General features: G+C 72.0%; 23 protein-coding genes. 9 read left to right on the forward strand and 14 right to left on the reverse strand.

Translation table 11 applies throughout. The features are described from left to right. Positions 1-164: 164 nt before the first annotated feature. Both NDW01_RS40815 and NDW01_RS40820 read right to left on the reverse strand, forming a co-directional pair. Positions 165-926: an arylamine N-acetyltransferase family protein gene (locus tag NDW01_RS40815; protein ID WP_252829905.1), complete on the reverse strand. Its 762-nt coding sequence runs from the start codon at positions 924-926 to the stop codon at positions 165-167. A gap of 66 nt (positions 927-992) precedes the next feature. Further along, positions 993-1,706 carry a L,D-transpeptidase family protein gene (locus NDW01_RS40820; protein WP_252829906.1) on the reverse strand — a complete coding sequence of 238 codons (714 nt, stop codon included), beginning with the start codon at positions 1,704-1,706 and terminating at the stop codon, positions 993-995. A gap of 72 nt (positions 1,707-1,778) precedes the next feature. Here NDW01_RS40820 and NDW01_RS40825 point away from each other — a divergent pair, with 72 nt between their 5' ends. Next, entirely contained in the window at positions 1,779-2,393 is a 615-nt protein-coding gene (locus NDW01_RS40825; protein WP_252829907.1) for a DUF1707 SHOCT-like domain-containing protein, read from the forward strand. Between the two features lie 13 nt (positions 2,394-2,406). On the opposite strand, the gene NDW01_RS40830 is transcribed toward NDW01_RS40825, so the two are convergent. Then, a complete protein-coding gene (locus NDW01_RS40830) occupies positions 2,407-4,074 on the reverse strand; it encodes an MFS transporter (protein ID WP_252829908.1) in 1,668 nt (555 codons plus the stop codon). Positions 4,075-4,213: 139 nt separating this feature from the next. After that, entirely contained in the window at positions 4,214-4,711 is a 498-nt protein-coding gene (locus NDW01_RS40835) for a DUF523 domain-containing protein (protein WP_252829909.1), read from the reverse strand. Positions 4,712-4,798: 87 nt separating this feature from the next. Between NDW01_RS40835 and NDW01_RS40840 the strand changes: the two genes are divergently transcribed. Further along, entirely contained in the window at positions 4,799-5,689 is an 891-nt protein-coding gene (locus NDW01_RS40840) for an alpha/beta fold hydrolase (RefSeq protein WP_252829910.1), read from the forward strand. Here NDW01_RS40840 and NDW01_RS40845 read toward each other — a convergent pair. The 5 genes from NDW01_RS40845 to NDW01_RS40865 all read right to left on the reverse strand — a co-directional run bounded on the left by NDW01_RS40845 (position 5,679) and on the right by NDW01_RS40865 (position 10,956). Next, positions 5,679-6,773 carry a DUF711 family protein gene (locus tag NDW01_RS40845; RefSeq protein WP_252829911.1) on the reverse strand — a complete coding sequence of 365 codons (1,095 nt, stop codon included), beginning with the start codon at positions 6,771-6,773 and terminating at the stop codon, positions 5,679-5,681. The genes NDW01_RS40840 and NDW01_RS40845 overlap by 11 nt on opposite strands. A gap of 3 nt (positions 6,774-6,776) precedes the next feature. Beyond that, entirely contained in the window at positions 6,777-8,213 is a 1,437-nt protein-coding gene (locus NDW01_RS40850) for a DUF7059 domain-containing protein (RefSeq protein ID WP_252829912.1), read from the reverse strand. A 2-nt stretch (positions 8,214-8,215) separates the two neighbouring features. Then, positions 8,216-9,076, reverse strand: a complete 861-nt coding sequence (locus tag NDW01_RS40855) for an N-acetylmuramoyl-L-alanine amidase (protein ID WP_252829913.1) — start codon at positions 9,074-9,076, stop codon at positions 8,216-8,218. 251 nt (positions 9,077-9,327) lie between these two features. Beyond that, the gene (locus NDW01_RS40860; RefSeq protein ID WP_252784072.1) at positions 9,328-9,564 is read right to left on the reverse strand and encodes a hypothetical protein; all 237 of its coding nucleotides are present in this window, start codon (positions 9,562-9,564) and stop codon (positions 9,328-9,330) included. A 354-nt stretch (positions 9,565-9,918) separates the two neighbouring features. Then, positions 9,919-10,956, reverse strand: a complete 1,038-nt coding sequence (locus NDW01_RS40865; protein WP_252829914.1) for a LacI family DNA-binding transcriptional regulator — start codon at positions 10,954-10,956, stop codon at positions 9,919-9,921. Between the two features lie 224 nt (positions 10,957-11,180). Between NDW01_RS40865 and NDW01_RS40870 the strand changes: the two genes are divergently transcribed. Next, positions 11,181-11,882, forward strand: a complete 702-nt coding sequence (locus NDW01_RS40870; protein ID WP_252829915.1) for a TetR/AcrR family transcriptional regulator — start codon at positions 11,181-11,183, stop codon at positions 11,880-11,882. A 429-nt stretch (positions 11,883-12,311) separates the two neighbouring features. Here NDW01_RS40870 and bldC read toward each other — a convergent pair whose 3' ends face one another. Together bldC and NDW01_RS40880 are read right to left on the reverse strand one after the other, a co-directional pair. Next, entirely contained in the window at positions 12,312-12,515 is a 204-nt protein-coding gene (bldC, locus tag NDW01_RS40875) for a developmental transcriptional regulator BldC (RefSeq protein WP_141956617.1), read from the reverse strand. A 240-nt stretch (positions 12,516-12,755) separates the two neighbouring features. Beyond that, complete coding sequence (locus tag NDW01_RS40880) at positions 12,756-13,622, reverse strand: hypothetical protein (RefSeq protein WP_252829916.1); 867 nt, start codon at positions 13,620-13,622, stop codon at positions 12,756-12,758. A gap of 251 nt (positions 13,623-13,873) precedes the next feature. On the opposite strand from NDW01_RS40880, the gene NDW01_RS44160 reads away from it, so the two are divergent. The 6 genes from NDW01_RS44160 (at position 13,874) to NDW01_RS40910 (ending at position 23,124) form a co-directional block, all read left to right on the forward strand. Further along, positions 13,874-14,941: a Glu/Leu/Phe/Val dehydrogenase dimerization domain-containing protein gene (locus tag NDW01_RS44160; RefSeq protein ID WP_252829917.1), complete on the forward strand. Its 1,068-nt coding sequence runs from the start codon at positions 13,874-13,876 to the stop codon at positions 14,939-14,941. A gap of 237 nt (positions 14,942-15,178) precedes the next feature. Continuing rightward, positions 15,179-15,409 carry a DUF3073 domain-containing protein gene (locus NDW01_RS40890; RefSeq protein WP_252784062.1) on the forward strand — a complete coding sequence of 77 codons (231 nt, stop codon included), beginning with the start codon at positions 15,179-15,181 and terminating at the stop codon, positions 15,407-15,409. 591 nt (positions 15,410-16,000) lie between these two features. Next, a complete protein-coding gene (locus tag NDW01_RS40895) occupies positions 16,001-20,092 on the forward strand; it encodes a carboxypeptidase regulatory-like domain-containing protein (protein WP_252829918.1) in 4,092 nt (1,363 codons plus the stop codon). A gap of 309 nt (positions 20,093-20,401) precedes the next feature. Then, positions 20,402-20,746, forward strand: a complete 345-nt coding sequence (locus NDW01_RS40900) for a hypothetical protein (RefSeq protein WP_252829919.1) — start codon at positions 20,402-20,404, stop codon at positions 20,744-20,746. 257 nt (positions 20,747-21,003) lie between these two features. Continuing rightward, on the forward strand, positions 21,004-21,609 hold the full coding sequence (locus NDW01_RS40905) for a carbonic anhydrase (protein ID WP_252829920.1): 606 nt from the start codon (positions 21,004-21,006) through the stop codon (positions 21,607-21,609). Positions 21,610-21,636: 27 nt separating this feature from the next. Continuing rightward, positions 21,637-23,124, forward strand: a complete 1,488-nt coding sequence (locus NDW01_RS40910) for a SulP family inorganic anion transporter (protein WP_252829921.1) — start codon at positions 21,637-21,639, stop codon at positions 23,122-23,124. A gap of 43 nt (positions 23,125-23,167) precedes the next feature. On the opposite strand, the gene NDW01_RS40915 is transcribed toward NDW01_RS40910, so the two are convergent. From NDW01_RS40915 to purF, 3 genes are all read right to left on the reverse strand, one after another. Next, positions 23,168-23,848: a SanA/YdcF family protein gene (locus NDW01_RS40915; protein ID WP_252829922.1), complete on the reverse strand. Its 681-nt coding sequence runs from the start codon at positions 23,846-23,848 to the stop codon at positions 23,168-23,170. A gap of 401 nt (positions 23,849-24,249) precedes the next feature. After that, on the reverse strand, positions 24,250-25,293 hold the full coding sequence (gene purM / locus NDW01_RS40920; RefSeq protein WP_308211878.1) for a phosphoribosylformylglycinamidine cyclo-ligase: 1,044 nt from the start codon (positions 25,291-25,293) through the stop codon (positions 24,250-24,252). Beyond that, complete coding sequence (gene purF / locus NDW01_RS40925; protein ID WP_252829923.1) at positions 25,290-26,726, reverse strand: amidophosphoribosyltransferase; 1,437 nt, start codon at positions 26,724-26,726, stop codon at positions 25,290-25,292. The genes purM and purF overlap by 4 nt, the downstream gene beginning before the upstream one ends. Between the last annotated feature and the right edge of the window lie 49 nt (positions 26,727-26,775).

Consider the following 26,775-nt stretch of genomic DNA (forward strand, 5'->3'; position numbering starts at 1 on the left):
GGCCGCGACCGGCCCGGACGCGCAGGGCGGCCGGTTCTACGGCCCCAAGGGACCGGGCGGCCTCGGCGGCGCTCCCGCACAGCAGGAGCTGTGGGCTCCGCTGCGCGACATGGACGACGCCCGCAGGATCTGGGAGTCCTCCGAGCGGCTGGTCGGCGTGGGGTTCAGGACGCCCTGACCTCCGGGACGCGGTCGAGCTCGACGCCGAAGTGGGCGCGGTAGGCGGCGAGCACCTCCGCGTCGTCGCCCAGCCGTTCCTCCCGTCGCTCGCCGTCGACCGTACGGATGAGGGTGCGGCCGTTCAGCGTGATCCGGCCGGTCTCGGTGAGCAGCGAGCACACGAGGGACCGGGTGAAGTGGGACGCCGGGGACGTGCGGTGCCACCAGCAGCCGGCGACGAAGTCCCGCAGCCGGCGCGGGCGGGTCTCCAGGCGATAGGCCGGCCGCCCGTCCCGCAGCACGTCGAGGTCGCCGTCGGCGGTCTCGGCGATCCGGAAGGTTCCTCCGGGGTCCTCCTGCTCGCCGCGTTCGTCGATCCGCAGCGGGTGGTGGGCGTGGTCGCCGAACCCGACGTCGACCAGCCACGGCCCGGCCCGCAGGGCCAGGTGGTCGTACGGGATGCCCGGTCCGTCGTCACCGAGGACACGGGCGGCGAGGTGCGTCACGTCGTAGCCCAGCGCCGACAGCAGGGCCCCGAACGCCCCGTTGAGCTCGTAACAGAACCCGCCCCGCCGGCGATCGACGATCTTGGCGACCAGGGCGTCCTCGTCCAGGACGATGTCCTCGCCCAGGTGGATTGCGAGGTTCTCGAACGGCACGGCGAGCAGGTGCCGCAGGTGCAGGTCGCGGAGGGCCTCGTCGTCGGGGCGCGCGGGCAGGTCCGCACCGATGCGCGCCAGGTAGGCCTTCACCCGGGTTTCGTCCATGCCTCATTCACGCACGCCGGCACGGCACCGGGCCATCGGTCATGGGTCGTACGCCGGGTCGTAGGGCTACGAGCGGAAGAGCGCGCTCCTCGGGCCCATGATCATGCGGTCGTTCGGGACGAGGGTGCGCATGACGGCGCGCAGCCTCGACTCGGCGATCGACACGCATCCGCCGGTCGGGGTGACGCCGCCGACGTGGAAGAAGATCGCCGATCCCAGTCCGGGCTTGGCGTTCGGCCGGTTGTAGTTGATGACGACGGCCTGGTGGTACGGGCCGCGCTGCGCGATCGCCGACAGGTCCTCGTCGGTCGAGCGGCACGGGTCCGAGTAGTACTCGTTGTAGTGGCTCTTGCCCGGGGTCGCGCCCCAGCAGTCACCACTGCTGCGCAGGGTGCGGTACTTGAGCTTCGTCCCGGGGTTGCCGAGCCCGAACGCCTCGGTGAGCGTGAACGACCCGGTCGGCGTCGCGCCGTCACCCTCGCGCTTCGCGCCCGGCCGGGCGAAGGCGCCGGTCCCCGCGCGTCCCGTGGTGACGCTGACCCGCTTCCACGCGTTGCCCTGCTTCGCGCACTCGGTGACCACGACGTGGTTCGAGTCGAACGAGGAGGAGATCGCGAACACGACGTGCGCGGCCGACCCGGTGGTGTAGCGCAGCCTGCCGTGGTTCGCGGCGGAGCACGGGTCGAAGGTCTGCGCCTGCGCGGCGGGCGCAAGGCCGGTCAGGGCCGTTCCGCCGGCGAGGACGAGCGACGCGATAAGGGCGGTTCGATGCGGCTTCATGAGCACCCCCAGCGGTGTTCGGCACCACCACGAACCCTACGCACCGGGACGCGGGCGATCTAGGGTGGCGCCATGACGAATCTTCCGGAGCGGCGCGAGATGCGCATCTCCGACGCCGAGCGCGACCAGGTCGCGGCGATCCTGCGCGAGGCGGCGGGCGAGGGCCGGCTCGACCTCGAGGAGCTCGACGAGCGCCTCACGGCAGTCTACGCCGCCAAGACGTACGGCGACCTGGAGCCCATCACCCGTGACCTGCCCGAACCGGCGGCCCGGCCGGCCGCCGCGGCGCGCGGGGACCGGTTCGGCGGGACGCCCGGATCCCGGGCGGCGTTCGGGATCATGAGCGGGTTCCAGCGCAAGGGCACGTGGGTCGTTCCCGAGGAGTTCACCGCCGTGGCGTTCTGGGGCGGCGGGCAGCTCGACCTGCGGGACGCGACGTTCGAGGCGCCCGTGGTGACCATCCGGGCGTTCGCCGTCATGGGCGGCGTGGAGATCATCGTTCCCGAGGACGCTGAGGTCCACGTGAACGGGATCGGCATCATGGGCGGCTTCGACCACCGCGCGAGCGGCGTGGGCGCGGCGGGGGCGCCGAAGATCATCGTCACCGGTTTCGCGTTCTGGGGCGGGGTCGGGGTGCAGCGCAGAGCCTCCGACGCCGAGGCACGGCGCCGGAGGCTCGAGGGTTAGCACCCCTCGCGTCTCACTTCGGGTCGCGGGCGTGTCTCGGGAGCAGGAACGCCGCGAGGAACGTCAGGCCGAGCAGGCCCACCTCCACCCAGAGCACGATCTTCATCGTCTCGACGAACCCGCTCTTCACCGCCGTACGGCCGACGTCGGCGGCCGCGCGCTGGGCCGGGACGCCCGCGGCGCGCACCTCTCCCTCGGCGCGCAGGCAGGAGGCGGGGACCGCCTCGGCGTCCTTGGCCACCGCCCGGTCGTGGCCGCAGTCGCGCAGCCCGGCGACGAGCCGGTCCCGGGCCGGTCCGGACACCCCGGCCGCGGCGAACGCCTTGGGCGCCGCCGCGTCCGTGGCCGACGCGACCTGGCCGCCGAGGACCCCGAAGAAGATGGTGCCGAGGACGGCGACCCCGAGGGCGCTGCCGAACTGCTGGACGGCGGTGAGCGTGCCGGACGCCGAACCCGTCTCGTGGGGCTCGACCGCCGCCAGCACGGTGTCGAAGAACGGCGCCATCAGCAGGCCCATGCCGATGCCGGTGAGCGTGAGCGCGGGGACGAAGTCCCACGGGCCGACGCCCGTGCCGGCCAGGTGCAGGGTGAGGACGATGGCCGCGACGCCGAGGGCCATCACCAGCGTCCCGCCGTGGATCACCCGGCGGCCGAACTTCTGCACCGCCTGCGCGACGCCGAAGCCGATGACCACGCCAGCCGACCAGGGCACCGTCGACAGCCCGGCCCGCAGCGGGGAGTATCCGAGGCCGATCTGCAGGAACAGGCTGAAGACCAGGGAGAACCCGGCCATGCCGGAGAAGAACACGGTGCCGACGACCAGCCCGCCCGTGAAGCCGCGCTTGTGGAACAGGCTCGGCACGACGAGCGGATGGCCGCCCGCGCGCTTCGTGCGGGCCTCGTACCAGCCGAAGAGCCCGAAGACCGCGACGCCGACGGCGATCATCGCGAAGGTCCACGCCGGCCAGCCGAGCTCGCGGCCCTGCACCAGCGGGTAGACCATCAGCAGTGAGGCGAGCGCGGCCAGCAGTACGCCGACGAGGTCGAGTCTGGCCGCCTCCGGCGACCGGGAGGCCGGCAGGAACCGCAGCCCGCCGAGCACGGCCAGCAGCCCGAGCGGCAGGTTGATGATGAAGATCATCCGCCAGCCGGTGCCGAAGAGGTCGGCGTCGATGAGCCAGCCGGCGAGGATCGGGCCGCCGACCGAGGACAGGCCCATCACCGGGCCGAACGCGCCGAACGCCTTGCCCATCTCCTCCTCGGCGAACATCTCCTTGATCATGCCGAGCCCCTGCGGGAGCATGACGGCTCCGAAGAGCCCCTGGAGGCCGCGGAAGGCGATCAGCATCTCCGGGTCCTGCGCGAGGGCGCACAGCAGCGAGCCGGCCGTGAAGCCCAGCGCGCCGATCACGAACATCCGCCGGCGGCCGACGACGTCCCCCAGCCGCCCGCCGGTGATCAGGCCGACCGCCATCGCCAGCGTGTAGGCGGCGCCCAGCCACTGCACGATGCTCGCGCTGCCGCCGAGGTCGGCGCGGATCGACGGTGCCGCGATGCTCGTGATCATGGCGTCGAGCATGTCCATGACCTCGGCGGCCAGGATGACGAACAGGGCGACCCACCGCCAGCGGTACCCCGCCGAGGTGCCGACGCCCATCCGGGACTCGTCGGTCGCGGTCATGACTTCTCCTCTGGTCTTTTTGCTCGGTTTCAGAGAAGATATATCGCGTAGACGTCGAGAGGTCAAGACATATCGCGTTACCTCTCACAAGCGTTCAACCGCGCGCGCCCTACCGTGGCCGCCTTCGCCGGGGGCGCTTCTACCGGCGGCGCTCCAGGTCGGCCAGGTGGGCCGCCGCCGCGTCGACGTCGTCCTCGGCGAACACCGCGATCCCGTGGCGCTCCAGCAGGGCCGTCGTGACACCCTCGCCCGGCACCGTCGTGCCGCTGAAGCCGCCGTCGTAGATCCGCGCGACGCCGCAGGAGGGGCTGCGCTCCTTGAGGATCGCCATCCGCACGCCGTACGCGCGCGCCTGGTCGAGGGCGTGCCGCGCGCCCTTGAGGAAGTGGGCCGTGACGTCGGCGCCGTCCGGGGTCAGCACCCGCGCCCGCCCGTCCAGCACGTCGCCGCCGAGTCCGCCGTGGATCTCGGCGGGCGGCCGCGGGACGGGCAGCCCGCCCCGTACCTCCGGGCAGACCGGCACGAGGCGCCCCTCGTCCCGCCACCGCGCGAAGAGACGGTGGTCGCTGCGCTTGCCGGTGCCGTCGTAGCGCACCGGAGTGCCGACGAGACAGGAGCTGACGAGGATGCGTTCCATCGAATTCAGCGTAGTCAAGCCCGGAGTACACAGATGTGACGACGGTCTCATACCTCGGCGACACCCGGGCGTGCCACCATTCGGATCATGAGTTCGATGCAGGCGGATCTCCGGCGTGGACTCTCGTTCGTCCGCCCGGTCGGCAGGTCACGCGAACACATCGTCGAACCCGACCTGCCCCCCGCCCGTGTGCTCACGCTGCCCCGGCGCGGCGAGGTCACCGTGCGGGTCGTCGAGGGCCCCACGCCCGTCCTTCTCCTGCACGGCTGGGCCCTGACCGCGGACGTGAACTTCTGTCACCTCATGCCGCACCTGTCGCAGGGCATGGTGGCCATGGACCACCACGGGCACGGGCGCGGGCCGACGCGGCCCGGACGGTTCCGCATCGAGTCCGCGGCGGACGACCAGGCCGCGCTGCTCGACGCACTGGGCATCGACGAGGTCGTCGTGTGCGGCTACTCCCTGGGCGGCCCGGTCGCCCTCGAGCTCGCGCGCCGCCACCCCGACCGGGTCGCCGGCCTGGTGCTGCAGTCCACCGCCCTGCGCTTCGACAGCCCCGCCGACCGGGTCACGCGGCCCCTCCTGAAGGCGCTCCGGCCGCTGACCCGCTTCGACGTCGGCCGTACGGCGCCGCTGCGCTACTTCAGCGACACGCGCAAGCGCAGCCCGGAGACGGCCCGGCTCTGGCCCTGGCTGCGCCGCGAGCTCGTACGGGCCCATCCCCGCGCGGTCATCGACACGATGCTGGCGGAGTACGAGTTCGACTTCCGGCGGCACGCGCCGCAGCTCGCCGGGCTGCCGACGGCCGTCGTCGTGACGACACGGGACCGCGCGGTGCCGCCCGGCGACCAGTACGGCATGGCCCGCCGCCTCGACGCCGAGGTGCTCGAGATCGACGACGACCACGACGTCTTCCTCGCCGACCCCGGCACGTACGTCGCGACGACGCTGGAGGCGATCCGGCGCGTCACCACCTGACCGTCGTGTTCGTCAGGTACTCGGAGGTGAACGCCGTACGGTCGCCGTCGCGCGTGCCCGGCACGGGGAACAGCCGGGCCGACAGCGGCTTGCGCAGCCGTACGGCCAGGGCGGTGACGTCGAGCAGCAGCCGGGCGATGGCGTCGGCGGAGCTGTCGCCGGGCAGCGGAACGGTGTCCAGGCCGGTGCCGCAGACCGAGGAGTACGCCAGCAGGTCGTGCAGGCCGATCCGGCCCTCCTCCCAGCGCCGGGCGAGCACGACGTCCTCCATCACCGGCAGCATCAGCCCGTTGTAGCCGCAGGTCGGCAGGTCCGTGCTCCGGATGCCGGCGGTGAGCGCAGCGGCGACGGCGAGGGTTCCGGGCGCGCCGAACTCGCCGGTGATCTCCTCGAACGCCGCGCCGATGGAGTCCGGACCGTTCGGGGCCGGCGACAGGTCGATCCCGCCGAACGCCACCCCCAGCTCGGCCGCCACCCGCTCGGCGAGCCGTACGACCGGCGCGGCCTCCTCGGTGACGGCCGCGGCGACCCGCTCGGTCAGGCCGTCCAGGCCGCCCGTGGCCGCGGCGACCGCGATGCTCGCGCCCTGCAGACCGACCGTGAGGTTCGCCGGTCCCTCGTGGTAGGCGGCGGGAAAGAACGGGCCGCCCGGCGGGACGCACGCCAGCACGGCGAACCGGAAGTTGCCGAAGCCCTCCTCCGTCTCCTCCGCCAGGCGCAGCATCGCCTCCGCCGCCGGACGGGCCGCCGCCGTGTTGCCGTCGAGGCGGACGGTGCAGTTCAGCGCGTCATTGCCGATCAGCAGGTCCGGGATCGTCTCGACGCCCGAGGTCGCCGGGCCGAGCGAGCAGTACGTCAGGCCGGCGTCGTCGAGCGCGGCCTGCAGGTCGCGCGCGTACGCGGCGGTCGGCGTCATGTCGCCGAACACGGGACGGGTGGACAGGCGCAGCGTCTGCACCTCGTATCCGGCGTCGCGGAACACCGCCTCCGCGCGGCGCAGCGCGTCCGCGCCCTTCGCGACGACGTCCGCGGCCAGCGGGTGCGGCTCGGGCACCCCGAGAGTGAGCGTACGGATCGGGACCATGGCTCAAATCATGTCAAAGAACCCGTCGGCCACCAGATCGGGCAGCAGGGCGAGGGCCCGGGCCCGTACGGTGCCGGCGTCCGCGCCGGTCAGCTCGGCGATCGCGTCGAGCAGCGGGCCGAGGGGCAGGTCGCCGTCGCAGGCCCCGGCCAGCGCGGCCTCGACCGTTCCGACCTGGGCGGCGCGGCGCAGCCCGTACGACTGCCGCAGCACGATCCGCTCGGGATCCTCCGCGCCCGGCGGGCCGATCTGCTCCTGGACGACCCCCGGCGCGGTGCGCAGCGTCGTCTCCAGGGTGAGGCGCGGCCGCGCGCGTACGACGTCCCGGACGTACGCGCCCACGGGCTGGTCGACGGCGTGCCGCAGCTCCTCGACCCGTACGTCCTCCCCGCCGGAGGCGTGCAGGCTGATCCAGCCGAAGCCGACGCCGGTGACCTTGTGCGCCTCGAAGTAGTCCAGCCAGGCGTCGTAGCGGCGGCGGTACTCCGGCGAGCCGACGTCGCAGGAGTCCCGCAGCCACAGCTCGGCGTACTCCGCGGGATCCTGCACGTCGCGCTGGACGACCCAGCCGTCGACGCCCTCGATCCAGTCCGCGACGCGTTCGCGCCAGTCCTCGCCCTCGACGTGCAGCCAGTTCGCCAGCAGGTGGCACCAGCCGCCCGGCGCCAGGTGCGCGGGCGCCCGCCGGACCAGGCGCCGGCACAGCTCGTCGCCCGGCAGCCCCGTCTCGCGGTACTCGAACCGCAGATCGGGTGAGATCACGAACGGCGGGTTCGACACGATCAGGTCGAACGTTCGGCCCTCGACGGGCTCGAACAGCGAGCCCTTCAGCAGCTTGGCGTCGATCCCGGACAGCGCGAAGCTCAGCCGGGCCAGGTCGAGGGCGCGCGCGCTGACGTCGGTGGCGGTGACGCTCCGGGCCCGGTCCGCCAGATGCACGGCCTGCACGCCCGATCCCGTCCCGAGGTCCAGGACGTCGCCGACCGGGCCGCGTACGACCAGCTGGGCCAGGTTGTTCGACGCGCCGCCCTGCCCGACGACGTGGTCGGGCCGCAACGGGACGCCGCCCGGCCGTGCCTTCAGGTCGGAGACGACGTGGCCGCGGGCCGAGGGCGGATCGCCGGCGCCGGAGGCGGACTCGACCGGTTCGACGTGCAGCAGGGCGCGGACCTCACCGCCGGAGCGTTCGACCAGGCCGAGGGCGGCCAGGTCGTCGGCCGGCAGCGCCGGCTCCGGCACGGGCACCTGCAGCCAGAACAGCCGGACCAGGCTCTCCAGCGGCGTGCCGTCCCGCGTGGCGCGCAGCGCCGGAACGATCTCATCGCGGGCCAACGCGGCCCCGGCGACCGGCCCGAGGAGGTGCCGGACCCCGGCAACGGTGTAGTCGGCGTGCTCGAACAGCCCGCGCACGCGCGCGGCGGCGCCCCGGTCGACGGTCACGCTCAGCCCAGGAACTTGACGAAGCCGTTCGCGAGGGCCTCGGCCATCCGCTCGCGCTCCTGGGGGCTCTTCATCTTGGCCGCGTCACCCGCGTTGCGCATGTTGCCCGCCTCGATGAACACCGCCGGCCGCGTCGAGACGTTCAGACCGCCGAGGTCGCCGCGGACGTCGATGCCGTCCTTGCCGAGGTAGGTGGAGTACGGGATGCCGGTGCCCTCGTGGTACGCATCACGCAGGTCCTTGCCCAGCGTGCGGGACGGCGCGAGGATCGCGTCGTTGTGGCCGCCCTTGATCTTCGCCGGCTCGATGATGTGGAACCCGTGGCCCTTGGCGGGCGCGCCGTCGCCGTGGATGGCCAGGACCGCGTCCGCGTGCGCGCGGTTGCCGATCCGGGCGCGCTCGTCGACGCACGGGCCGACGCCCGTGTCGCTGTGCCGGGTGAGGATCACCTTGGCGCCCTTCGCCCGCAGGATCTTGGCGAGGCGGTTGGCGACGTCCCACGTGAACGCGTGCTCGGGATAGTCGTCGTTCGTCGCGGTGCCGGTCGTGTTGCAGGGCTTCTTGCCGTTGTAAATGTCGACGAGCTTGTTGATGACCTCGGGGTGCTCGGCGTTACCGCCGTTGTGCCCCGGGTCGAGCACGATGACCTTCCCGGCGAGCGGACCCTGCCCGCTCGATCCACTCGTCGGCGACGGGGCGCCGGAGGAGGCCGGGGCGGAGTGGTGGGAGGCGGCCGACGCCGTCGGCGGAGCCGCCGACGCCGAGGACGAGCCTCCGGACCCGCAGGCCGTGAGACCACCCGCGAGCACGGTCATGACCAGGGCGCTCAGTGCCCTGCCGGAGCGAACCGTCGAACAACGCATCACGACCAGTCTGCCAAACGTCGGCAAGTGCGACGTCCCACCCCCGAAAACAGCCGGGTTTTCCGCGACGCGAGAGCCGCGGGGACGGCGAGTGGGCACCATCGACGCGGCCGGCCGCGTGGAGGCCAGTGGTCGCATGCAGGCGAGTGGCCGCGTGGAGGCCATGGCCCATACAGGCGAGTGGCCGCCGCCGCTCTCTCCGCGCTGAGTCGGGCGGCGGCGGCCACGCCTGCGGTCGGACGGCCTCGCGGTCAGCGCACCGCGCTCTCCTTGCCGAGGAGGACGGCGAGGGCTCTGGCCTCGTCGGCGTCCAGACCGAGCACCACACGGGGCCGTCCCCACGGATGATCGATCGAGTGGCTGACGTATCCGGCGACGGACTCCGTCACCTCCTCGATCAGCCCCCGTGCGTGCCGCCACTGCGACCAGGCGCGCTCCAGCTCACTCGCCGCGCGCTGCGCGGATGACACAAGCTCCGGATCACGCACGATCGCCCCCTGGCATCTCTCGGCTCCGCCCGTCCGCCGCCCGGCGGTCCCGGTCCGCGCCCCGGCCGTCCCCCCGAACAGGGCCGGCGGCGACTCCCGGCGATGGACCGCCGGGCGGCGGTCACGCATCCATTAAGGCGGGCGCACCGACCGTGGGTACGGGGGTTCGGTGGAGCTTGACGACCCCCTTACCGACCGGAGACCCCGGCGGGACGCGAGACGCCCGAAGGTAGATCGGCGATGCCGTACGAAGATCCTCCGCCGGGCCGGGTGCGGGCCGAGTACGGGCGGAGGAATCCCGGCCGGCCCCGGTGCGGAACGAGACCGGTGGTCCGGCGGTGGTCCGGCCGGGGTTCAGCTCGGGGCGGGACCAGTGGTCGAGCGCTTCACCAGGTGCGGCACCACCAGGGTCTGCTCCGGCGCGCGGAACGGGTCGTCGATGCGCGCGCACAGGCGCTCGGCCGCGACCCGGCCCATGTCGCGGCGGGGCTGGTCGACGCTGGTCAGCGCGATGTGGCGGATGGCGGCCAGGTGGGTGTTGTCGTATCCGACGATCGAGATGTCGGCCGGGACGCGCAGGCCGCGCTCGTCGGCGGCGGACAGGACGCCGGTGGCGACGAGGTCGTTCGGGGCGAAGATCGCCGTCGGCGGCTCGGGGTGGGCGAGCAGCTTGCGGGCGGCTCTGTAGCCGCCCTCCTCGGTGAAGTCGCCGGGCTCGACGACGATGCGGTCCTCCAGGCCGTGCCGGCGCATCGCCGATTCGTACCCGGCGCGGCGGTAGTGCGCCGTGGTCGAGGGGGCGCCCTCGATGTGGGCGATCCGGCGATGGCCGAGTTCGACGAGGTGGTCGACCGCGAGCCGCGCGCCGAGTTCGTCGTCGTCGACGACGATGTCCACGCCCTCGATGTCGCGCTCGCCCACGACGACGACGGGCACGGTCTTGGCCGTGTCGCTGAGCGTCTCCGGCACGACGCTGAGCAGCACGAGGCCGTCGACGCGCATCTCCAGGAACGCCTCGACGGCCTCGGCCTCGAACTGCGGGTCCCACCGGCCGCTGCCGACGAGCATCCGCAGCCCGGCGCCGTGCAGGCTCTCCTGCAGTCCGTCGAGGAACTCGGCGAAGAACGGGTTGTGCAGGTCGGCGACCAGCGCGCCGATCAGCCGGGTGCGTCCCTCGACCAGGCTGCGGGCGACGGCGTTGGGACGGTAGCCGAGCTCGCGGGCCGCCTTCAGCACCGCCTGCCGGCGCGCCTCGCTGACGTGCGGTGACCCGCGCATGACGAGCGAGACGAGCGACTTCGACACGCCGGCGCGCTCCGCCACATTACGGATGGTCGGCTTCGCCGCCGGCACCTTGGGCACGGCCGCCTCCTGGCGTGGGTCCTCGGGCATGGGGGTTCTCCTGTCCCAGCGACCGCCTGAATCAGGGACAGATACCGGCGGACCGCCGCAAGGGAGGAGATGCCATGATGCCCTCCCATCGCCTTTCTCGCCCGTGACAGTCAGTAATGGGCATGCCCGAGAGGCATTTCGGGCCGGTCACTACAACGGGGCCATGCGCTGACCAGCAATTGACCGAACCACCGCCGGAAAGCCCGCTCCGATACGCTTCCACTGTGGGTGATCGCGCAACCGCTCCGGACGAACAACCGGAGCAGGCCCGGCGTTCGGCGGGCGGGCGACCGGGCCGACGCCGGCTGAGCGTCGACGAGCGCCGCGAGGAGCTGATCTCCGCCGCCCTGGAGCTGTTCAGCGACCGGCCGCCCGAGGAGATCTCGATCGATGACGTGGCCGACGCGGCGGGGGCCTCCCGCGCGCTGGTCTACCACTACTTCGGCGGCAAGCAGGAGCTCTACCTCGCCGCGCTGCACAGCGCCGCCAAGCAACTGGGCGAGTTGCTCGACCCGCCGGCGGAGGGCCGGGGGCTGGAGCGGCTGGCCGTGTCGCTGCACCGCTACTTCGACTTCGTCGAGCACTACGCCGCGGCGTTCGTCGCGCTGCTGCGGGGCGGCCCGGCGTACCGGACGGGCGAGATCGGCGAGGTGATCGAGGGCATCCGCAACTTCGTCATGAGCCGCATCATCGCCACGATCGGCGCGGACGACCCGGGCCCCATCCTGCGCATCACGCTGCGGTCGTGGATGGCCTCGGTGGAGACCGCCGGCCTCGACTGGCTCGAACACCGCGACATCCCCCGGGACGAGCTCGAACGCCTGCTCATCGACCACCACGTCGTGCTCCTGGACGTCGCCGCCCGGCACGATCCGCAGGTGGCGGCGCTCATCGACCGGCTGTCCCGCGAGTCCCGCGCCACCTGATCCCCCCTGGACAGGCGACACGCCGACGAGCCCGCCCGCTCACCGGCGACAGGCCCGCGGACACCGGCGACACACCGGACGAGCCTGACGCCCGGCGACACACCGGACGAGTCGACGGCCTGCGACACACCGGACGACTGGATGCCCTGACGGCACCGTGACTGTCCGGCGACACACCGGACAGCGTGGATGCCCCGCCCGGTCTCGGGCGGGGCATCCATCACCTGGAGTCCGTGCAACCCCCCGGCTCGGTCCCGAAGAAGCGGGACCGGTCGAACCTCACGGAAGCTCCCCGACCTCCCGCGAACGGCGGACGTCCGCCTCTTCGCGGCTCACGCACACGCCCGGCGACCGCCGGCCGTGCGCCCCCCAGTTGAACGTCGCCGGCGGGTCCGTACCGGTCACCGACGACTGATCGGGGTCCTCCGACTACTCCGACCGCTGCTGCGGGATCCCCCCCAGCAGAGCGCGGACCTCGGCCTCGCGGTAGCGCCGATGCCCTCCCAGCGTCCGGATTGACGTCAACTTCCCGGCCTTCGCCCAACGGGTGACGGTCTTGGGGTCGACGCGGAACATCGTCGCCACCTCTGCCGGCGTCAGCAGGGGCTCGGCCTCTGGCGTACGAGCTGACATTTGTGCGGCCTCTCCTCCGTGGACCGATGACAGCGATCCAGCGTTTGAACCTCGCGCGTGCCACTGATGTCTCTTATGGTCTGGATGGACCACTTTGACATCACAAGACGTAACCATGCCACCACTGAGCGCAACAGGCAAGTCCCTGATAGCAACTCTGTGATTTTTGGTGGTCGAGTCACGCTGCGTGATTCTAGCGACACGTATAGTCGCATCGCGCGGTGATTCGGCTAATTTTGCTCAGTTGGCGGATTCAAGAGCTCGTACAACCCGCCAGCGGGCGGTCACGCGCTTGTGCATCGCGAGGGCGACTTCCGCCTGCCCGGTCTCCAGTCCCATGATCGCAGCGGCGATCTCTCCGACCGACTCATCGGCCCGCAACGCCGCGTCGTCGAGCAGGTGCACAAGTCCGCCGTAGTCGAGTTCCACCAAAGAGTGCGGATGAAACTCCTCGAGCCAGCGGCCCACCGACTCGATGTCCCCGAGGTCCAGCTCGTCGCCCACCTGGCGCCGCAGGACGCCACGGGCGCGCGCGACACGGCGGCGGGCCTGGGCCATCGGCGTGACGTAGATCAACGTACGGGTCGGCGTGGCGGTCGTCGGGCCGCCCGATCCGGGCTCCCCCTGGCCGCCGAGCACGAGCCAGCGCTCCTTGGCCACGAACGGCACGAACCAGGCGAGCGGCACCTGCCACGTGCTGGACAGGATGTGCGGGGTCAGCGATCCGGACGCGCGCTTCCAGCCGTCGAACGCCTCGTCCGCCTGCGCGGCGACGCGCGCCGGCACGAACATCTCCGCCAGCCCCTCGGGCATCTCCGCGCGGAAGCGGTCGAACGCCAGCCACGACCGCAGGCGCGTCTCCCAGGGACAGACATATGTCACGCCCTCGACACGCCGGACGTACGCGTCACCGCTCTCCCGCGTCGGCGCGACGATGGGCGGAACCGCGATCATCCGCCAGAGCGCACGAGTATGCTCGACGCCCAGCGCACCGACCCGCCGTGGCCGCTCCTGCGAGTCGGCGTACGCCTCCCAGCGCGAGCGCTCCGGCTCGGGGTAGGCGGTCAGCGGTTCGTACACCCGGAGGTAGGCGGCGTAAGGCAACACGATCGCATCGTTACACGACCGTACGGAAAACGCTCGTCGCCGGGGCCGCCGAGACGCTCCTGAGACCTGTTCGGCCCGTCACCGCGCCGTTGCCCGCACGCCGACCGTGAGACGCCTACCCTGATCCTGTCGGACTCATGCCCCGGCGCCGGTCCCGATCGTGCGATCCACGATGATGCGGCCGCACCGGGTATTCCGCTCATGCCTCACCCCGGTCATGAGCAGCGTGTGCTCAGAGAGGAGCCACCACAGTGACGAAGGTCTTCGGCACACCCCACGAGCAGGTCGTCTTCTGCCACGACGAGGCCAGCGGCCTCAAGGCGATCATCGCGATCTACTCGACCGCCCTGGGTCCCTCGCTCGGCGGCACCCGCTTCTACCCTTACGGCTCCGAGGACGAGGCCCTCGACGACGTCCTCAACCTCTCCAAGGGCATGGCGTACAAGAACGCCCTCGCCGATCTCGACCTCGGCGGCGGCAAGGCGGTCATCATCGGCGACCCCGCGACGGACAAGTCCGAGGCGCTGCTGCGGGCGTACGGGCGCTTCGTTCAGTCGCTGCGCGGCCGCTACTTCACCGCCTGCGACGTGGGCACGTTCTCCGAGGACATGGACGTCATCGCGCGTGAGTGCGCGTACGTGACGGGCCGTACGGTCGCTCACGGCGGCGCCGGCGACTCGTCGATCCTCACCGCGTTCGGGGTGTTCCAGGGCATGCGGGCGGCGGCCGAGCGCGTGTGGGGCTCGCCGACGCTGCGCGGCCGTCGTGTGGGTGTGGAGGGCGTCGGCAAGGTCGGCCACCGGCTCGTGGAGCACCTCCGGGAGGACGGCGCGGACGTGGTGATCACCGACGTCGACGCGGCCGCCGTCGAGCGCGTACGGGCCCGGCACCCGGAGGTCGACACGGTCGACGGCCACGCGGCCCTCATCGCCTCCGACATCGACGTGTACTCCCCCTGCGCGCTCGGCGCGGCCCTCGACGACGAGACGGTGGCCGTGCTGGGCGCCAAGGTCGTCTGTGGCGGCGCCAACAACCAGCTCGCCCACCCCGGCATCGAGAAGCAGCTGGACGACCGTGACGTCCTCTACGCGCCCGACTACGTCGTGAACTCCGGCGGGGTGATCCAGGTCGCCGACGAGATCGAGGGATTCGACTTCGATCGGGCGAAGCAGAAGGCGAGCGGCATCTTCGAGACGACCCGGCGAATCTTCGCAATCGCCGCAGACGAGGGCGTACCGCCCGCCGTTGCGGCGGATCGACTCGCCGAGCGCCGGATGTCCGAAATCGGCCGCCTGCGCGGCATCCTGCTGAACCCGTGATCGGCGCACGCTGCGGATCCTCCCGCCGGAGAAGGCCACCGGAGCGCGCGCCGGATCGGTGGGTTAAGCTCTAGACCAGCCGCTGCCGTGCAGACGACGTACCGAGCTAGGCGCAAAACGGGTACGGTTGTATCCGTAGCCGGTGCGTGGCGTGTTGTCGCGCCCGGTTGCGGATGCGTAAGCGAGCGTAAGTGGGGCCGATACGACGGGTCCCCGACCATCGAGGGGGTCGAGCCAATGGGGCGCGGCCGAGCCAAGGCCAAGCAGGTTAAGGTTGCTCGCCGGCTGAAGTACAACAGCGGCGGGACGGACCTGGATCGCCTGCGCGGCGAGCTGGGCGTCAACCAGAACTCGCAGGATGACCATGACCCCTACGACGACGACTCGTCGTACGAAGACCTCGCAGCGCGCTATGCGGACTACGCCGAGGACTACGACGAGAAGAAGGACGGCACGAGTAAGAGCTGAGTGCCGTCTCGGCGTCTGAGCCACCCGGTCGCCCGGCCGACCGAGGCCGGAGGGGTATGCCGGGATGTACGACCGAAAAGCGTCCCCGCCACACGGCGGGGGCGCTTTTCGTAACGTCCGCACCACCCCGGCACAGCGGCCGGCTCACCCCGCCCCGTTCGCGACGCGACTCCAGCGGCGTTCGCCGAGCCTTCCGCCCGCCCCGCCCCTCCGCCCGCCCGACCGGTCCGCGCGCCCGGGGACGGGGCGGACGAGGCCAAGATTGGGGGCCCGGGTTTGTAGGGGTTCTCACTGGCACGTTCCAGACGAATGTGCCGAACCGCCAAAAAGCTCACTCTTCGTAAGTTCCTAACGCTTTGAGCGTTTTTTCAGGAGTTTTCAAGCTGACAATGGCCTTGACTCTCGGCCAAATGCGGACGTGATCTTTACCGTCTCTTGGGCGACGATCGGCGTGTTCGAGACCCGCGATCCGGGTCCCAGCCACCCCCGCCAGGAGAGACGTACATGTCCCAACCTCCCACCCGGCGGCGGCCTCGTCGCCTCCCCCCACCCCTCGTGGGCGGGCGCGTGGGCGCCCTCATCGTGGCGCTCATGACGGCCGTGCTCACGGCGATCACCGTTCCGGCGGCCTCCGCGTCCGGGCTCCCGGCGAAGCGGCCGGCACCGCACACCAAGGCGTCCGGACCGACCTCCCCGGGCCTTCATCCGACCAGCCGGGCGTGCGCGAAGCCGAGCCGGGCCGGGGAGATGGCCTGCCTCGCGTTCGTCCGCGACGACGCCGTCGGCCCGAAGGGCGTGCAGCCGGACAGCACCCCGGCCGGATGGGCGCCCGCCGACCTGGTCGACGCGTACGCCCTTCCGGACGCCGGGGCGGGGCAGACGGTGGCGATCGTCGACGCGTTCGACAACCCGAACGCCGAGGCCGATCTGGCCGTGTACCGGCAGCAGTACGGGCTGCCGGCGTGCACGACCGCCAACGGCTGCTTCAAGAAGATCGACCAGCGCGGCGGGACCACCTATCCGCCGCCGGACTCCGGATGGTCCGGTGAGATCGCGCTCGACGTCGACATGGTCAGCGCGGTGTGCCCCAGCTGCAAGATCCTGCTGGTCGAGGCCGACGACAACTACATGGACAACCTCGGCGCGGCGGTGAACCAGGCGGTCGCGCAGGGCGCGAAGTTCGTCTCCAACAGCTACGGCGGCGGTGAGGGCTCCGACGAGGGCCAGGCGGACGACGCCTACTTCGACCACCCCGGCGTCGTGATCACGGCCAGCACGGGCGACGACGGGTACGGCACGAGCTATCCGGCGGCGTCGCCGAACGTCACGGCCGTCGGCGGCACGTCGCTCGTCAAGGACTCCTCCGCGCGCGGCTGGACCGAGAGCGTGTGGGACGGGGCGGGCAGCGGATGCTCCGCCTATGAGGCCAAGCCGTCGTTCCAGCAGGACGGCGGCTGCGCCCGGCGGGCGATCGCCGACGTGTCCGCGGTGGCCGACCCGAACACCGGCGTCGCCGTCTACAACGGCGGCTGGCACGTCTACGGCGGCACGAGCGCGTCCGCCCCGATCATCGCCTCGGTCTACGCGCTCGCGGGCACGCCGGCGGCGGGCTCCTCGCCGAACGCCCTGCCGTACGCCCACCCGGGCGACCTCAACGACGTGACCAGCGGGTCGAACGGCACCTGCAGCCCGGCGTACCTGTGCACGGCGGGGACCGGGTACGACGGGCCGACCGGGCTCGGCACGCCGAAGGGCGTCGGGGCGTTCCGGTCCGGACCGCACGGCATCGTCACCGGAACGGTCACGGACGGCGCGGCGCCGCTGGCCGCCGCCAAGGTCACGGCCGGCGAGGTCACGACCACGACGGACGGGCAGGGGAACTACACGCTCAGCGTCCCGCCGGGGACGTACGACGTGACGGCGAGCAAGTTCGGCTACACCGCCAGGACCGTGAGCGGCGTGCAGGTCGCCGACGGGCAGACGGTCACCGAGAACCTCGCGCTGACCGCGAAGGCGCGCGTCAACGTGACGGGCCTCGTACGGGACGGCTCCGGCCACGGCTGGCCGATGTACGCGACCGTGGGCGTCAAGGACGAGCCGACCGCGGTGACCTACACCGATCCGAAGACGGGCCGGTACGCCCTGAGCCTGCCCGCGGACGACACGTACACGCTGCAGGTCGATCCGCTGTACCCGGGCTACCGGTCCGACTCTCAGGACGTGCGCGTCGGCTCCGCCGACACGACGCACGACGTCGGCACGCTCGTGGACCAGACGACGTGCAGCGCCCCCGGGTACGGCTTCACCTACTCCGGCGCGACCCAGGGCTTCGACGGCACCGCCGCGCCCGCCGGCTGGACGGTCGACGACAAGGCCGGCAAGGGCCAGACGTGGGTGTTCGACGACCCGGGCGCGCGCGGCAACAAGACCGGCGGGTCCGGCGGCTTCGCCATCGTCGACAGCGACAAGTACGGATCAGGCAACACCCAGGACACGTCGCTGGTCAGCCCGGTCCTCGACTTCAGCGGCACGACGCACCCGATCGTGTCCTTCCGCAGCGACTACTACCACTACTCCGGCCAGGCCGGCGACGTCGACCTCAGCGCCGACGGCGGTCAGACGTGGACGACGGTCTCGCACCACGCGGCCAGCGCCCGCGGTCCGCGGACGGAGACGGTGGACCTGTCGGCGGCGGCCGGCAAGAGCGCGGTCCAGGTGCGCTTCCACTTCACCGGGAAGTTCGGGTACTGGTGGCAGGTCGACGACGTGTTCCTCGGCGAGCGCACGTGCGACCCGGTCTCCGGCGCCCTCGTCGTCGGCCAGGTCCTCGACGGCAACACCGGGGCGGGTGTGAACGGCGCCACCGTGACGTCGGCCGACCGGCCGGCGGAGAAGGCGACCTCGGCGGCGACGCCGGACGACCCGAACCTCGGCGACGGCTTCTACTGGCTGTTCTCCTCGGTGACCGGGAGCCACCGGTTCACCGCGTCGGCGAGCGGCTACTCCGCCAAGGAGGCCACCGTGAACGTGGCGGCCGGCTGGGCGACGGCGGCCGATTTCGCGCTGCCCGCGGCCCGGCTCGCGGTGACGCCGACCGAGTTGAAGAAGACGGTGGCCTGGCAGGGGCAGGGCAGCGCGACCCTGACCCTGAAGAACACCGGCTCGGCGCCCGTGACCGCCAAGGTCGGCGAGCAGAGCGGCGACTATCACCCGGCGGCCCAGGGCGCGCCGCTGCAGAAGGTGAAGGGAGACTACGCGGCGGGCCGGTTCCGCGCGGACAAGAGCGCCACGGCCCGTACGAAGGCCGCCGCCAGGGCCGCCGCGGCGCCGTACGCGCCGCCGTGGACGAGCATCGCCGACTACCCGTCGACGATCATGGACAACGCGGTCGTGAACGCCGGCGGCAAGGTCTACTCGCTGGCGGGCGTCGACGCCACGTCCGTCCTGAACAAGGCGTACGTCTACGACCCGGCCGGCCAGGCGTGGTCACCCATCGCGAACCTCGGCACCGCGCGGGAGGCCCCGCAGGCGGCGACGGTCGGCGGGAAGATCTACGTCCTCGGCGGCTGGGGCTCCACCGGTGACGCGGTCGCCAAGACGGAGGTCTTCGACCCGGCGACCGGCGCCTGGTCGGCCGGGGCGGACAACCCCAAGCCGTACGCCGGGGCCGGCGTCGGCGTCCTCGGCGGCAAGATCTATGTCGTGGGCGGCTGCCTGGACGCCTGCGGCGCGACCGACGTGCAGGTGTACGACCCGGCGGCGAACTCCTGGAGCTCGGCGGCGGCCTACCCGGAGAAGACCGCCTGGCTCGCCTGCGGCGGCATCGGCGGGAAGCTGTACTGCGCGGGCGGTTCGTCGGCCAGCGTCAGCAGTAGGCACGCCTTCGCCTACGACCCGTCGAGCGGGACCTGGTCGGCCATCGCCGACCTGCCGATCGACCTGTGGGCGATGGGCTACGCCACGGCCGGCGGCCAGCTGCTGGTGTCCGGCGGCGTGACCGACGGCACGAGCACGCTGACCAACCAGGGCTTCGCCTACCACCCCGACTCCGACGCGTGGACGGCCCTGCCGAACTCCAACAACACCCTGTACCGCGGCGGCGCCGCCTGCGGCCTGTACAAGGTCGGAGGCTCCACCGGCGGGTTCAACGCCGTCAAGAGCGCCGAGACCCTGCCCGGATACGACCAGTGCGTCGCGACGGCGGACGTTCCGTGGCTGTCGGAGGACCCGACCGAGGTGACGATCCAGCCGGGCAAGAGCGCCAAGGTCACGGTGAAGTTCGACGCGAGCGTCGCCGCGATCACCCAGCCGGGGACGTTCACCGCCCAGCTGACGGTCGACGCCAAGACGCCGTACGGCGGGACCTCCGTGCCCGTGACGCTGACGGTGAACCCGCCCTCGACCTGGGGGAAGATCACCGGGACGGTGACGGGCGCCGGCTGCACCGGCTCACCGGCGCCGCTGGCCGGGGCGACCGTGCAGATCGACAGCTGGACGGCGGGCTACACGCTCAAGACCGACAAGAACGGCCAGTACGTGCTCTGGCTCGACGTCCGCAACAACCCGCTCACCCTGATCGCGGCCAAGGACGGCTGGGCGCCGCAGACCAGGTCCGTGAAGATCGTGAAGCTGGCGTCCACGACGGCCGACTTCGCGCTCAGACCGGATCACGCCTGCGGCTGAGCGGATCCGCCCCGACCGGTGAACCGGTCACGAGATGAGGCGTACGGGCCGCGGGTCTCCCCGCGGCCCGTACGCCTTCTCGCGGCGATCACCGTCCGTGGAAGATCTGTAACTTCCCGGTTAATTGTCCTGGCCGAGCAGGGGGATCCGTCCCAGATTGGGGTAGAACGTACCGAGAAGTCGCTGGCCATCGGGCAAATCAGCACCATACGCGGTCTCCTCATCACGGAGGGTCTCGGGTTAGGCTGGCCTTGGTCAATTCAGTCAGGATCCGAGTCGGGGGGCATCGTGCTGAGGGCACGCGGAGGCTTGATCGCAGCTGTGCTGCTGATCGCGCTGGCGTTCCTCGGCGGTCCGGATCTCCTGACCGCCGGCCACGCGCAGGCGCCCGCCGCGGCCGCCACGTCGGCGGCCGGGCAGGATGACCTCGCCGGCGAGGAGTCGGCCGACCCCGCCTCCGTCACCGCCCACGTCGCGCTCGGCCGTCGCCGGATGCCGGGCCTGCCGCCCGACCAGGACACCCGCCAGGCCGCACCGACCGCCGGCATGGCCGCCGGTCCGGCCGCCGGATCGGCCGTCGCGACCAGCGATCGCGGCCTCGCCTGGCACCCGCTCGAACGCACTCCCGCGTCGCTACAGGTCTTCCGCTGCTGATCGACGCCGCCCAGGGCGACCCAGCGCCGCCCGGAATCTCCCTTTTCGCCGCAGACGGCGTCGTCGCCGACGCCACCTGATCGACGCCTTGATCGACGTCATCTGACCGACGTCATCTGACCGGTCATCTCATCGACGCCATCTCATCGACGCCGCCCGCGACGGCCCGGCGCCGTGCCTCGCGTGCGCGTGAACGCTCGCCAGTACCCGTCCGTTCTCGCCGGTTCCGTGCCGGCGACCACAGAAAGGGCTGTGCCATGCAGTCGCTGATCGACAACGCCCGTCTCTTCCCGGAGCGGGCCGCCGACCGGCGTACGGACCTCGGTCGGCTCGCCGAGGGCCAGCGCCCCGAGGCGCTCTTCGTCACCTGCTCCGACTCCCGTGTGGTCCCCACGCTCATCACCGGCGCCGGTCCGGGTGAGCTCTTCGAACTCCGCACCGCCGGGAACATCGTCCCGGTCCACGACGCCGAACGGGGGACCGCCGAGGCCGCCACCATCGAGTACGCGATCGAGGTGCTCGAGGTCGCCAACGTCATCGTCTGCGGGCACTCGCACTGCGGAGCCGTGGGCGCGCTCCTGCGCGCCGACGACCTGACGGCCCTTCCGACGGTCCGGCGCTGGCTCACCCACACCGAGCCGCACGACCCCGTACGGGACGCGGTGACCGACGCGGACGGACCCGCGATCACCTCTGCCGTCCAGCGGCATGTGCTGACCCAGCTCGACCGGCTCCGTACCCACCCGAGCGTCGCGACGCGGATGGCGGACGGCCGGCTCGCGCTGCACGCCTGGTTCTACGCCATCGACACCGGCGTCGTCAGCGCCCACCGCCCGGACACCGGCGTCTTCCTGCCGCTCTGACCCTCCCGACCCTGGAACGAGGTGAACATGGCACCGCCCTTCACCGGACGTGGCGCCTTCCGTCACGTCCGGCAGGACCTTCTCTCATCGATCGTCGTCTTCCTCGTCGCCCTGCCGCTGTGCATCGGCGTCGCGGTCGCCTCCGGCGTCCCGGCCGAGCTCGGCCTGATCACCGGGATCGTCGGCGGCCTGGTCGCCGGCGCCCTGCCGGGCAGCAGCCTGCAGGTCAGCGGCCCGGCCGCCGGTCTGACCGTGCTCGTGTTCGAGGCCGTGCGGGAGTACGGCCTGCGGTCCCTCGGGCTGATCGTGCTCGCGGCGGGCCTCATCCAGCTCGGGATGGGCGCGCTGCGGCTGGGCCGCTGGTTCCGCGCGATCTCGATCTCGGTCGTGCACGGCATGCTGGCCGGCATCGGGCTCGTCCTGGTGACCGGTCAGGTGCACGGCCTGTTCGACAACAGGTCGCCCGGCGCGGCGATGGCGAACCTCGCCGGGCTGCCGAACCTGCTCACCGACTCGGCGAACGAACCCGCCGCCCTCGCCGCCGGCGGGATCGGCATCGGCACGCTCGTCATCCTCGTCTGCTGGAAGTACGCACCGAAGCGGCTGCGGGTGATCCCGGGCGCGCTGGTCGCGGTGGCGCTCGCGACCTTGGTCACGGCCGCCTTCGACCTGCCGGTCAAGCGCATCGAGGTCAAGGGCCTGCTCGGCTCGATCCAGCCGCCGAACCCGGCCGACCTCGGCGGGCTGCTGTCGGTCGGCGCGGTCGGCACCGTGGTGGCGTTCGCGCTGATCGCCTCGGCGGAGAGCCTGTTCAGCGCGGCGGCCGTCGACCGGATGCACCACGGCCCCCGCACCCACTACGACCGGGAGCTGATGGCGCAGGGCGCCGGCAACACGGTCTGCGGGCTGCTGGGCGCCCTGCCCATGACCGCCGTCATCGTACGAAGCGCCGCGAACGTGCAGGCCGGCGCCCGCACGAAGGCGTCCCGCATCCTGCACGGGGTCTGGCTCCTGGCCTTCACGGCGATCTTCCCGGTGGCGCTGGGCTACATCCCGGTGACCGCCCTGGCCGCCATCCTCGTGCACGCGGGGTGGAAGCTGCTGTCGCTGCGGGAGGTCGGCCGGCTCTGGCGGACCGAGCGCGGCGAGGCGATCGTCCTGACCGGCACGGCGGTGGCGATCGTCGTCACCAACCTGTTCGAAGGCGTCCTCATCGGCCTGCTGCTGGCCGTGGTGAAGACGGCGTGGGACGTCTCGGATATCCACATCCATGTGGACGACCGGGCCGACCCGCTCGTCATCCGGCTCACCGGGAACGCGACGTTCCTGCGCCTGCCCAAGGTGCTCGACGCCCTGGAGAGGATCCCGCACGGCCGGGCGGTCGACCTCGACCTGTCCGGCCTGCGCCACCTCGACCACGCCTGCCGTACGGCACTGGAGTCCTGGGCCGCCCAGCACCGCGAGCGGGACGAGGCCTCCTCCGTACGGATCGCGGAACCGGCCGGCACCGGATGAGATCTGGCCGGTCAGGGCTCCCCATGGGCCCTGACCGGCCTGCTCAGTCTCCTCCCGCCGCGTCGAGCGCCCGGCGGATCCCGGCCTCGCGCGGGCCGAGGTAGTACGGCCGGGGACGCAGCGCGACCTCGTACGTCGCCTTGAGGACGGCCGGGATCTCCCGCACGTACAGGGACTCGGTGGCCGTGGCGGCGTACCGGCCGCTGTCGTCGCCGACGCCCCAGGCGTCGATGCCCGCGGCGCGGCACAGGGTGAGGGCGCGCGGCAGGTGGAAGTTCTGGGTGACGAGGATCGCGCGGTCCACGCCGAAGATCTGCTTGGCGCGGGCGCAGGAGTCCCAGGTGCTGAAGCCCGCGTAGTCCAGCACGATCCGCGTCTGCGGCACGCCCTGAGCGATCAGGGTGTCGCGCATGACCGACGGCTCGTCATAGTCCTTGCGGCTGTTGTCGCCGGTGACGAGCAGGACCCGGACCTTGCCCGCGCGGTACAGCGCCGCGCCCAGCTTCAGCCGCTCGTACAGCATCCGGGACGGCTTACCGTTCTCGGCACCCGCCCCGAAGATCATCCCGACGGTGGTCCGGGGAGCGTGCGCGAGGTCCGTCCGGTAGTGGCCCGCCTCGGCGTACATCCACGCGCCGGGCAGGTACAGCGCGTACCCTCCGAGCGCGCCGAGGACGGCCAGCGGCGCCCTGCAGCGCCAGACGCCACTCCAGAACCGCCTCATACCAGAGAAGATGCCCGAATCGGCCGCCGAGTTCGCGCGGCGTCCGGATCCGCTAGCCGGTCCCATCGGTCAGACCAGCCGAACGTGACCGATCACTTCGATCGGTTCTGGCTCAGATTCCATGATGGTCGCGACGGCGGTCGTCCCGGGGGCGTCCGGGGGGTGTCCGGGGGGTGTCCGGGCTCGGCCAAGCCCGCACGTTCTCGCAGGGTCTTTGCTCTGCTCACCTGGAGTATGCACTGGACCGGACCAGTGCATACTCCGCGTGAGCAGAGCAAAGAGCGGCGGAGAAGGGGACGGCTTGCGTGGGCTGGTGAGCGGGGACCATTCCGTCCGGCTCCGCGCGGCACGGAGACTGAGCCAGAACCATCGAATCAGGCGCGCGTGGCCGGTCCCATCGGTCAGATGAGGCGGGCCTGGCCGGTGCCTTCGACGATCTCGCCGATGACCCAGGCTGGCAGAGCGCGCTCGGCCGCGGTCCGCAGCGCGGCGTCGGCGTCCGACGCGGCCACGACGGCGGCCATGCCGACGCCCATGTTGAACGTCTTGTCCATCTCCGCCCGCGGCACCCGGCCGTACGCCTCCAGCAGCCCGAAGATCGGCGGCGGCGTCCAGGAAGAGCGCCGCAGGACCGCGTCGCACCCGCTCGGCAGCGACCGGGCGAGGTTGGCGGCGAGCCCGCCGCCGGTGATGTGCGCGAACGCGTGCACCTCGGCGGCGTCGATCAGGGCCAGGCAGTCCTTGGCGTAGATGCGGGTCGGGGTGAGCAGCTCCTCACCCAGCGTCCGGCCCAGCTCCGGCGGCGTCGCCTCCAGCTCCAGGCCGGTCTCGCGCAGGATGTGCCGGACCAGGGAGTAGCCGTTGGAGTGGATCCCGGACGAGGCCAGGCCCAGGACCACGTCACCGGGGCGCACCCGGTGCGGGCCGAGGACCTTGGACGCCTCGACGGCGCCGGTGCCCGCCCCGGCCACGTCGAACTCGTCCGGCCCCAGCAGCCCCGGGTGCTCGGCGGTCTCGCCGCCCACCAGGGCGCAACCCGCCAGCGCGCAGCCCTCCGCGATGCCGCCGACGATCGCGGCGATCCGCTCGGGGACGACCTTCCCGCAGGCGATGTAGTCGGTCATGAACAGCGGCTCGGCGCCGCACACGACCAGGTCGTCGATGACCATGCCGACGAGGTCGTGCCCGATCGTGTCGTACACCCCGAGGCGCCGGGCGAGGTCGACCTTGGTGCCGACGCCGTCGGTGGAGGTGGCCAGCAGGGGCCGCTCGAACCGCTTCAGCGCCGAGACGTCGAACAGGCCCGCGAAGCCGCTGACGTCCTCGACGACCTCCGGCCGGTGGGACGCGGCGACGCGGGACTTCATCAGCTCGACCGCGCGCTCGCCGGCCGCGATGTCCACGCCGGCGGCGGCGTAGGACGTCCCGGTGGACTCGTCGGTCACCGGCGGGCCTCTTCGAGCAGGTGCTTGCCGCGGGCGTCGTCGGCGACGTCGATCGGGTAGACGCCGTCGAAGCAGGCACGGCAGAGCGTGCTCTTGTCCTGCTGTGTCGCGGCGATCAGCTCGTCGAGGGAGATGTAGCCGAGCGAGTCGGCGCCGAGGGACTGCCGGATCTCCTCGACCGAGAGGTTCCCGGCGATCAGCTCGGCGCGGGTCGCGAAGTCGATGCCGTAGAAGCAGGGCCAGGCGACCGGCGGGCTGGAGATGCGGACGTGCACCTCCTCGGCCCCGGCCTCCCGGAGCATCTTCACGATCGCCCGCTGGGTGTTGCCGCGCACGATCGAGTCGTCGACGACGATCAGGCGCTTGCCCGCGATCGCCTCGCGCAGCGGGTTCAGCTTGAGCCGGATGCCGAGCTGGCGGATCGTCTGCGACGGCTGGATGAACGTCCGGCCGACGTAGGAGTTCTTGACGAAGCCCTGGCCGTACGGGATGCCGGACTCCTCGGCGTACCCGATCGCGGCGGGCGTGCCGGACTCCGGCGTCGGGATCACCAGGTCGGCCTCGACCGGGTGCTCACGGGCCAGGCGGCGACCCACGTCGACGCGGGTGGCCTGGATGCTGCGGCCGGCGATCGAGGTGTCGGGCCGGGCCACGTAGACGTACTCGAACAGGCAGCCCTTCGGCTCGGCGACGGCGAACCGCGTGGACCGCACGCCCGCCTCGTCGATGGCGATCAGCTCGCCGGGCTCGACCTCGCGGACGAACGTCGCGCCGACGATGTCCAGGGCCGCGGTCTCGCTGGCGACCACCCAGCCGTGGTCCAGGCGGCCGAGCACGAGGGGGCGGATGCCCTGCGGATCGCGCGCGGCGTACAGCGTGCGCTCGTTCATGAAGACCAGGGAGTAGGCGCCGCGGGCCAGCGGCAGCACCTTCAACGCGGTCTCCTCGACGGTGCCCTCCCCGTCGGCCAGCAGGGCGGTGAGCACCTCGGTGTCGGTCGTGGCGGTCAGCTCACCCGCCGGCACGCGCGCGGCCAGCTCCGGCGTGTTGATCAGGTTGCCGTTGTGGCCCAGGGCCAGGCTGCCGGTCTCGGTCGAGCGGAACGTCGGCTGGGCGTTCTCCCAGACGCTGGACCCGGTCGTCGAGTAGCGGCAGTGACCGACCGCGATGTGCCCGCGCAGGGTGTTCAGCACGGGTTCCTCGAAGACCTGGGACACCAGCCCCATGTCCTTGAACACGACGATCCGGGCGCCGTCGCTGACCGCGATGCCGGCCGACTCCTGGCCGCGGTGCTGAAGGGCGTACAACCCGAAGTAGGCGAGCTTGCTGACCTCTTCGTCGGGCGCCCACACGCCGAAGACCCCGCAGGCGTCCTGGGGGCTTCGATCACGGGGGTCGAGGTCGTGACTCAGACGTCCGTCTCCATGCGGCACACGCCCAGTGTAGTGCGGCATTCGCCGAGCTCCCGCCCATACCGGACGG

It is taken from the genome of Actinoallomurus soli (genome assembly GCF_024055715.1).
Taxonomy (GTDB): domain Bacteria; phylum Actinomycetota; class Actinomycetes; order Streptosporangiales; family Streptosporangiaceae; genus Actinoallomurus; species Actinoallomurus soli.

What these genes read in the sequence shown, in the direction of transcription:
- NDW01_RS40815 (WP_252829905.1), bottom strand. Translation starts at nt 926, where the DNA reads ATGGACGAAACCCGGGTGAAGGCCTACCTGGCGCGCATCGGTGCGGAC.
- NDW01_RS40820 (WP_252829906.1), bottom strand. Translation starts at nt 1,706, where the DNA reads ATGAAGCCGCATCGAACCGCCCTTATCGCGTCGCTCGTCCTCGCCGGC.
- NDW01_RS40825 (WP_252829907.1), top strand. Translation starts at nt 1,779, where the DNA reads ATGACGAATCTTCCGGAGCGGCGCGAGATGCGCATCTCCGACGCCGAG.
- NDW01_RS40830 (WP_252829908.1), bottom strand. Translation starts at nt 4,074, where the DNA reads ATGACCGCGACCGACGAGTCCCGGATGGGCGTCGGCACCTCGGCGGGG.
- NDW01_RS40835 (WP_252829909.1), bottom strand. Translation starts at nt 4,711, where the DNA reads ATGGAACGCATCCTCGTCAGCTCCTGTCTCGTCGGCACTCCGGTGCGC.
- NDW01_RS40840 (WP_252829910.1), top strand. Translation starts at nt 4,799, where the DNA reads ATGAGTTCGATGCAGGCGGATCTCCGGCGTGGACTCTCGTTCGTCCGC.
- NDW01_RS40845 (WP_252829911.1), bottom strand. Translation starts at nt 6,773, where the DNA reads ATGGTCCCGATCCGTACGCTCACTCTCGGGGTGCCCGAGCCGCACCCG.
- NDW01_RS40855 (WP_252829913.1), bottom strand. Translation starts at nt 9,076, where the DNA reads ATGCGTTGTTCGACGGTTCGCTCCGGCAGGGCACTGAGCGCCCTGGTC.
- NDW01_RS40865 (WP_252829914.1), bottom strand. Translation starts at nt 10,956, where the DNA reads ATGCCCGAGGACCCACGCCAGGAGGCGGCCGTGCCCAAGGTGCCGGCG.
- bldC (WP_141956617.1), bottom strand. Translation starts at nt 12,515, where the DNA reads ATGTCAGCTCGTACGCCAGAGGCCGAGCCCCTGCTGACGCCGGCAGAG.
- NDW01_RS40890 (WP_252784062.1), top strand. Translation starts at nt 15,179, where the DNA reads ATGGGGCGCGGCCGAGCCAAGGCCAAGCAGGTTAAGGTTGCTCGCCGG.
- NDW01_RS40895 (WP_252829918.1), top strand. Translation starts at nt 16,001, where the DNA reads ATGACGGCCGTGCTCACGGCGATCACCGTTCCGGCGGCCTCCGCGTCC.
- NDW01_RS40905 (WP_252829920.1), top strand. Translation starts at nt 21,004, where the DNA reads ATGCAGTCGCTGATCGACAACGCCCGTCTCTTCCCGGAGCGGGCCGCC.
- NDW01_RS40910 (WP_252829921.1), top strand. Translation starts at nt 21,637, where the DNA reads ATGGCACCGCCCTTCACCGGACGTGGCGCCTTCCGTCACGTCCGGCAG.
- NDW01_RS40915 (WP_252829922.1), bottom strand. Translation starts at nt 23,848, where the DNA reads ATGAGGCGGTTCTGGAGTGGCGTCTGGCGCTGCAGGGCGCCGCTGGCC.